This is a genomic window from Sphingomonas phyllosphaerae (assembly GCF_029623345.1).
GTDB classification, from domain to species: domain Bacteria; phylum Pseudomonadota; class Alphaproteobacteria; order Sphingomonadales; family Sphingomonadaceae; genus Sphingomonas; species Sphingomonas phyllosphaerae_C.
This window is the reverse complement of sequence record NZ_JAPYKH010000010.1, coordinates 133,509-140,266: the sequence shown is the minus strand read 5'-3', so window position 1 is coordinate 140,266 and position 6,758 is coordinate 133,509. Positions and strand designations below refer to the sequence as shown.

General features: G+C 72.0%; 7 protein-coding genes. 4 read left to right on the top strand and 3 right to left on the bottom strand.

What is annotated here, in order from left to right; genetic code table 11:
- Positions 1-326: 326 nt before the first annotated feature.
- A complete protein-coding gene (locus QBJ89_RS11755; protein ID WP_277980681.1) occupies positions 327-644 on the bottom strand; it encodes a DUF5695 domain-containing protein in 318 nt (105 codons plus the stop codon).
- Between the two features lie 178 nt (positions 645-822).
- Between QBJ89_RS11755 and QBJ89_RS11750 the strand changes: the two genes are divergently transcribed.
- Complete coding sequence (locus QBJ89_RS11750; RefSeq protein ID WP_277980680.1) at positions 823-2,196, top strand: glutamate--cysteine ligase; 1,374 nt, start codon at positions 823-825, stop codon at positions 2,194-2,196.
- Positions 2,197-2,371: 175 nt separating this feature from the next.
- A complete protein-coding gene (locus QBJ89_RS11745) occupies positions 2,372-3,586 on the top strand; it encodes an aspartyl protease family protein (RefSeq protein WP_223011538.1) in 1,215 nt (404 codons plus the stop codon).
- 33 nt (positions 3,587-3,619) lie between these two features.
- On the opposite strand, the gene QBJ89_RS11740 is transcribed toward QBJ89_RS11745, so the two are convergent.
- The gene (locus tag QBJ89_RS11740) at positions 3,620-3,814 is read right to left on the bottom strand and encodes a hypothetical protein (RefSeq protein ID WP_223011827.1); all 195 of its coding nucleotides are present in this window, start codon (positions 3,812-3,814) and stop codon (positions 3,620-3,622) included.
- A gap of 41 nt (positions 3,815-3,855) precedes the next feature.
- Between QBJ89_RS11740 and QBJ89_RS11735 the strand changes: the two genes are divergently transcribed.
- A complete protein-coding gene (locus tag QBJ89_RS11735; protein WP_277980679.1) occupies positions 3,856-4,647 on the top strand; it encodes a class I SAM-dependent methyltransferase in 792 nt (263 codons plus the stop codon).
- A 455-nt stretch (positions 4,648-5,102) separates the two neighbouring features.
- Here the strand turns inward: QBJ89_RS11735 and phaR are convergent, their stop codons facing one another.
- Positions 5,103-5,660, bottom strand: coding sequence for a polyhydroxyalkanoate synthesis repressor PhaR (gene phaR / locus QBJ89_RS11730; protein ID WP_277980678.1), 558 nt, complete (start codon positions 5,658-5,660; stop codon positions 5,103-5,105).
- Positions 5,661-5,673: 13 nt separating this feature from the next.
- On the opposite strand from phaR, the gene QBJ89_RS11725 reads away from it, so the two are divergent.
- Positions 5,674-6,753, top strand: a complete 1,080-nt coding sequence (locus tag QBJ89_RS11725; protein ID WP_277980677.1) for an alpha/beta fold hydrolase — start codon at positions 5,674-5,676, stop codon at positions 6,751-6,753.
- Positions 6,754-6,758: the final 5 nt, after the last annotated feature.

Below are 6,758 nucleotides of genomic sequence, written 5' to 3'. Positions count from 1 at the left end.
CAGCGCTCTCGGAAGCCCCTCCCTCCACCAGCCTTCGGCTGGTCCCCTTCTCCGTGCCGGGGAGGATCGCTGGAGAGATGTCTCACCACGGGCGCAGCACCGCCTCGGTCGTCCTCGGTCTCAGCGCGATCGTGTACCCGCCGCGCTCGAACGGAGCACCTGCGGGCGCATAGCCCCGGCCGCCGCCGTCCCCCACGAACAGCCGCGACCGGCGTCTCGGATCGCGCCGGATCGAGCGTCAGCCGGATCTCGCCGCTCGCCGGCGTGAAGCGCCAAGGCGATCTTGCCCACCTTCGGCGTGATCCACGCGCGCGCCGGCGCCACCGTCACCGCGCCGCCCGCCTCGCGCAGGTTGCCGCCGAACGCCAGCCAGCCGGATAAAGGATCGTACCGGGGGTACGCAGCCGCAGGCGAAGGTCGCCGAGATGGACATTGCTGTCGCCCGCGCGCTCGGCCGCGCGCGCGGCGGGGAGGACGTCGAAGTCGGCGCCACCGTCGCGGCGCAGGTTCGCCGCGGTCTGCGTGTCGCGGCGGAGCGCGAGCGTGAAGCCGCCGATCCCGTAGCTGGCGGTGGCAATCGCGGCGGCGCCGTCCGGTTGCGCCGCGGCGGGCGAGAGCGCGGGTGCGAGGCAAAAGAGGAGCAAGGCAGCGCGCATCATTGGCTTTCCGGCAAGATCGTATACGCTAACCGGTCGCTTTATACCCGTGAGCTCAAGCATCGCGTCGCCACCCGCTCTATCGTCGCGCTGCCTCGCGATCCATCGTCAAACGGGCGTCGATCGGCTCTAGCGCGTCCGTTCATCCGCGCGTAAGCGCGGCGCCATGACGACGAAGACCGTTTCGGATCACAGCGCGGCGGTCATCGAATCGCGCGACCAGTTGATTGCCCATCTCGCCTCGGGAGAGAAGCCGGCGGCGCGCTGGCGCATCGGCACCGAGCACGAGAAGTTCGTCTACGCGCGCGGCGACCATCACGCCCCCTCCTACGACGAGCCCGCGGGCATCCGCGCGCTGCTCGGCGAACTCGTCCAGCACGGCTGGCGCCCGGTCGAGGAGGGCGGCAAGGTCATCGCGCTCAGCGGCGCCGACGGCAGCGTCAGCCTTGAGCCAGCGGGGCAGTTCGAGCTTTCCGGCGCGCCGCTCGAGAATCTGCACCAGACCTGCGCCGAGACCGGCCGCCACCTCGCCCAGGTCAAGGCCGCGGGCGAGACGCTGGGGATCGGCTTCCTCGGGCTCGGCATGTGGCCCGACAAGACCCGCGCCGAGCTGCCGATCATGCCCAAGGGCCGCTACGCGATCATGCTGCGCCACATGCCGCGGGTCGGCACGATGGGGCTCGACATGATGCTGCGCACCTGCACGATCCAGGTGAACCTCGACTATGCGTCCGAGGCCGACATGGCGCGCAAGTTCCGCGTCGGGCTCGCGCTCCAGCCGCTCGCCACCGCCTTGTTCGCCAACTCGCCCTTCACCGAAGGCAAGCCCAACGGCTTCCTCTCCTACCGCAGCCACATCTGGTCCGACACCGATCCGGCGCGCACCGGCATGCTGCCCTTCGTGTTCGAGGATGGCTTCGGCTACGAGCGCTACGCCGACTATATGCTCGATGTGCCGATGTACTTCGTCTACCGCGACGGCCGCTACATCGACGCCGCCGGGCTGTCGTTCCGCGACTTCCTGCGCGGTGAGCTGAGCGTGCTGCCGGGCGAGAAGCCGACGCTCGACGACTGGAACGACCATCTTTCCACCGCCTTTCCCGAGGTACGGCTCAAGACCTTCCTCGAGATGCGCGGCGCCGACGGCGGACCGTGGAACCGGATCTGCGCGCTGCCGGCCCTGTGGGTCGGGCTGCTCTACGACCAGGGCGCGCTCGACGCCGCCTGGGACCTCGTCAAGGACTGGACGCTCGAGGAGCGCCAGACGCTGCGCGACTCGGTGCCGCGGCTGGGGCTCGCCGCGCCGCTGCCCGGCGGCGGCACGCTGCGCGACATCGCCGGCGCGGCGCTCGACATCGCCACGCTGGGCCTCCGCGCGCGCGGGCGCACCAACGCCGCGGGCGACGACGAGACCGGCTTCCTCGAGCCGCTGCGCGAGATCGTCCGCAGCGGCAAGGTGCCCGCCGAGCAGCTGCTCGAGCGCTACCACGGCGCCTGGGGCGGCGACGTATCGAAGGTCTATGCCGAGGCGAGCTTCTAGCCTTCGCAGACACGCAGCAGAACGACTGCCCTTCGGTCCTTCGCGTGCAGGGGAGGATTGATCGTGTGTGTGATGAGGCCCCGGGCACGATCGGGACGTAGTCGGCGACGGCAGCCAGCTAGCCACCCATAGCGACACACAAGTCCTCCCGCTCTCCCCGTGACTCGCCGCGGCGATGCGCTACACCCGCGCGGTGCGCGCCCGATCCCTCCTGTTGTTGCCGCTGCTGCTCGCCGCCGCGCCGCCGCTGCCCGAGCCGCGCGCCGCCTGGGCCGGCCGCAGCGCGCTCGCGCCCGACACCGAGGCGCACTGGGTCGACTTCGACCTCACCCCCGGCAACCAGATCCGCTTCCGCATGGCGCTCGACGGCCGCGACGTCACCGCGGTGCTCGACACCGGGGTGAGCTATTCGGTGCTGGCCAAGCGCTACGCCGTCGCCAACCGGCTGACGGTGCGGGCCGAGGGACAGGCGACGGTGATCGGCGGCAGCGTCGACGTCGGGCGCGTCGACACCACGACTTTGTCGCTCGGCGGGCTCGCCCGGCGCGGCGGCAGCCTCGCGGTGGCCGAGCTGCCCGCCGCCGCCACCGGCAGCGCCACTCCGGTCGACCTGCTCGTCGGGCGCGACCTCACCGCCGCCTATGCGCTCGACATCGACTATGGCGCGCGGCGCTTCCGCCTGCTGCGCAGCGGTCGTGTGCCCTTCGCCGGTCTGAGCGCGCCGCTGTCGATCGCGCCCGACCGGCTGGTCTATGTCAGCGAGGTGGCGCTCGGGCGCGCGCGGTTGCGCCCGATGGTGGTCGACACCGGCGACGGCTCGTCGATCACGCTCGGCGCCGAGTCCTGGGCGACGGCGGGCGCGGCGGCGCGCGCGGTGCCGACCACCACCACCGTCTCCTACGGGCTGGCCGGGGCGGTGGTGAGCGAGCTCGCGATCGTGCCGCGGCTCCAGGTCGGTCGAGTCGCGGCGCGCGACGTGGAGCTGCGGGTCGAGCCCGTTGGCGGCTTCTCCGACACGATCGGGGTGGCGGGGCGGATCGGCTCGGGCTTTCTCCAGCGCTACCGCGTGCTGCTCGATCCGGGCGCGGGGCACATGCTGCTGCGCGCGCTGCCCGCCGGCGCGCCGGTGGCGCGCTCGACCAGCGGGCTGCTGCTCGGGCTGGCGAGCGACCGGCTGAAGGTGCTCCACGTCATGCGCGGCGGCCCCGCGGCGGCGGCGGGCTGGCACGTCGGCGATACGATCTGCGCGGTTGACGGCGTCGCGATCGCGCCCGGCTATGCGAGCCAGCCGGTGGCTGGCTGGGCGACGGGGGCGCCGGGACGCGCGGTGCGGCTCAGCCTGTGCGACGGCGCGGGCGAGCGCTTGCTGGTGCTGCGGCGCTTCTACTGAGCGCGGGCTGCCGGCCAGCGTTCCTGCACGGCCTCATCCTTTCAGCGCGACATAGCCCGACACCGCCAGCGCGATCAGCGCCGCCATCTGCACCAGCGTCCAGTCGATCCAGCCGACCGCGTCGGGGTCGGCGCGACGGGTGCGGCGGTGCGCGCGCCAGCCGGCGAACAGCGCCAGCGCGAACGCCAGCGAAGCGATCACGACGAGGGAGGCTTGCGCATCGGTCACGCGCGCGTCAGCCTGTGCGTCATTGTCCCGGAGGATCGCCGATGCATCGTCTCGCCTGCTCCCTGCTGCTCGCCGCGCCGCTGCTCGCCGCGGCCAGCACCCCCAATGTCCCCGCGCCGATCGCCGCCGCGGTCGCCGCGCCGACGCGCACCGCCGCCAACGTGGCGCGTGACCGCTATCGCCACCCGGCGCAGACGCTCGCTTTCTTCGGGGTCAAGCCCGGCGATACGGTGGTGGAAGTGTGGCCGGGAGGCGGCTGGTACACCGAGATCCTCGCCCCGCTGACGGCGCGCACCGGCGCTTATTACGCCGCCGGTCCGTGGGAGAAGGGGCTGGGCGCGGTGCGCGGGCTGCAGAGCAAGGATGCCGCCACCTACGGCAAGGTCAAGCTCGCCGCCTTCCCGGCGGAAGCGGGGCAGCCCGGCGTGCCCGACGGCAGCGCCGACGTGGTGCTGACCTTCCGCAACGTCCACAATTGGCGTTTCGGCGGCGAGGACCGCGCACGCGCGATGTTCGCGGCAATCTACAAGATGCTCAAACCGGGCGGGACGCTCGGCGTGGTCGAGCACCGCCTGCCCGAGTCGCGCCCGAGCGCGGCGGAGGAGAAGAGCGGCTATATGAAGCCCAGCTCGGTAATCGGCTTCGCCACCGCGGCGGGGTTCAAGCTGGCGAGGCGCTCCGAGATCAACGCCAATCCCAAGGACAGCGCCGACTGGCCCGAGGGCGTGTGGACGCTGCCGCCGAGCTACGCGCTCAAGGATAAGGATCGCGCGAAATATGCGGCGATCGGCGAGAGCGACCGGATGACGCTGCGCTTCGTCAAGCCGCGCTGAGGGCGGGGGCTTTCCCGCCCTCACACGCTGGCGTCATCCTGAGCTAGTCTCAGGATCCACGGTGTCGCGGACCCGGGCGTCGGCGGGTTCGTGGACAGGTGGAGCCTGCAACGAGTTCAGGATGACGCCTAGGGGCCGGGGTGCGCCCGGGCCGGCGCGCGGCGCGTGCGCGTGGTGGAAAGGTCGTTGTCTGCCCGACGTAGCCTTCGTGGATGCGCCGAGGTGTCGGCCGGGACAGTGCTTCCCGCGCGCCAGTGAGGAACTCGGACGTCGCGCGCTGTCCTACGCTACCTGCGTCCTGGTAGACGGGCCGGGTGACGCCTTCCTCGATCCTCGGCCCTCGACGCGCACCCGCGACTCAACGTTCGCCCGAGACGCGCCAGCGACTCAACATTCGCAACATTCGCGCCGTGGTCCCGCTTCCGCAGCGACACGCTACCGTCCGGCCAACGCCCTCATTCGCCCAGCTTGTCGACCTTGTCGCGCAGCTGCGCCAGCTCGGCCTTGAGTGCGGCGATCTCGCCGTCCTTGCCCGCCGCGGGAGCGGCGCCCGTCGTCGCCGCGGGCGTGGCGCCCGGCTTGAACGCGTTCGCCGCCGCCTCGAACATCTCCAGGTTGCGCTTGGCGATCTCGGCAAAGGGCGAGCCCGCGAACGCGCCCTCGACCGCGGTCTTGAACTGCGTCTGGTTGCGGCGGAAGCTCTCCATCGACGCCTCGAGATAGTCGGGCACCATCGCCTGCATCGAGTCGCCGTACAGCGCGATCAGCTGGCGCAGGAAGTTGACCGGCAGCATGGTCTGGCCGCGGCTCTCCTCCTCCATGATGATCTGGGTCAAGACGTTGTGGGTGATGTCCTCGTCGGTCTTGGCGTCGACCACCTTGAACTCGCGGCCGGCGCGAGTCATCGCGGCGAGATGCTCGAGCGTGATGTAGGACGAACTCTCGGTGTTGTAGAGCCGGCGGTTGGCGTACTTCTTGATGACGACCACGCCATCGCCCTGCTGTTTCTTCATCGCGCGAGCCCCCATGACCGATAGTCCCTTCGGTAACGCACAATTTTTCGCGCCGCAACACAAGCGCGACGTGCCCCGGCCGCTGCCGCTGTTCCTGGACATGCTGCGCCGCGAGACCGCAGCATCGCCAGAGCGTCGTGCCGCCGCGCTGGCGGGGCTGCGACGCTACCAGGAGGCGCCGCGCGTGCACCGGCGCATGAAGCCGGCGCGGTACCGCCGCGGTGCGGCACGGTTGCGCGACGGGGGGGGCGACCCAGGCGCGCCGTCGGTGGTGCTGGTGCCGTCGCTGATCAACCCGCCCTCGGTGCTTGACCTCGCGCGCGGTCGCTCGCTGGTCGACCATCTCGCCAACGCGGGCTTCCGTCCCTGGCTGCTCGACTGGGGTCATCCGCGCGCGCGCGACGCCGCGCTCGACCTCGCCGGCCATGTTACCGAGCGGCTGCTGCCGTTGCTGGCGCGGCTCGACCGGCCGCCGCTGCTGGTCGGCTACTGCCTCGGCGGTACGCTGGCGCTCGCCGCGGCGGCGCTGCTCGGCCCGGGCTGCGCCGGCGTGGTGACGGTCGCGGCGCCGTGGCGCTTCGCCGGCTATGGCGAGGCCGCACGCGCTGCGATGCGCGCGTCGTGGGAGCAGGCCGAGCCGGCCTGCCGCGCGCTCGGCGTGCTGCCGATGGAGGTGCTCCAATCGGGCTTCTGGCAGCTCGACCCGGCGCGCACCGTCGCCAAATATGAGACGCTGGCGACGGCGGACGCGGCGACGCTGGCGCGCTTCGTGCTGCTCGAGGACTGGGCCAACGCCGGTGCGCCGCTGACCTATGCCGCGGGGGCGGAGCTGTTCGGCGCGCTGGTCGCCGACGACCTGTCGGGTGCCGGCGCCTGGCGGGTCGGCCGCGGGGTGATCGCGCCGGGCGACCTCGCCTGCCCGTCGATCGAGTTCGTCTCGCTGAGCGATCGCATCGTGCCCGCGGCGACCGCGGCGGGGCTGGCCGAGCGGCGCGACGTCGGCGCCGGGCACGTCGGGATGATGGTCGGCGGCCGAGCGCGGGCCCTGCTCTACGATCCGCTCGCGGAATGGCTGCGCGGAGTGGTGGCGTGAGCGCG

What these genes read in the sequence shown, in the direction of transcription:
- QBJ89_RS11750 (WP_277980680.1), top strand. Translation starts at nt 823, where the DNA reads ATGACGACGAAGACCGTTTCGGATCACAGCGCGGCGGTCATCGAATCG.
- QBJ89_RS11745 (WP_223011538.1), top strand. Translation starts at nt 2,372, where the DNA reads ATGCGCTACACCCGCGCGGTGCGCGCCCGATCCCTCCTGTTGTTGCCG.
- QBJ89_RS11735 (WP_277980679.1), top strand. Translation starts at nt 3,856, where the DNA reads ATGCATCGTCTCGCCTGCTCCCTGCTGCTCGCCGCGCCGCTGCTCGCC.
- phaR (WP_277980678.1), bottom strand. Translation starts at nt 5,660, where the DNA reads ATGAAGAAACAGCAGGGCGATGGCGTGGTCGTCATCAAGAAGTACGCC.
- QBJ89_RS11725 (WP_277980677.1), top strand. Translation starts at nt 5,674, where the DNA reads ATGACCGATAGTCCCTTCGGTAACGCACAATTTTTCGCGCCGCAACAC.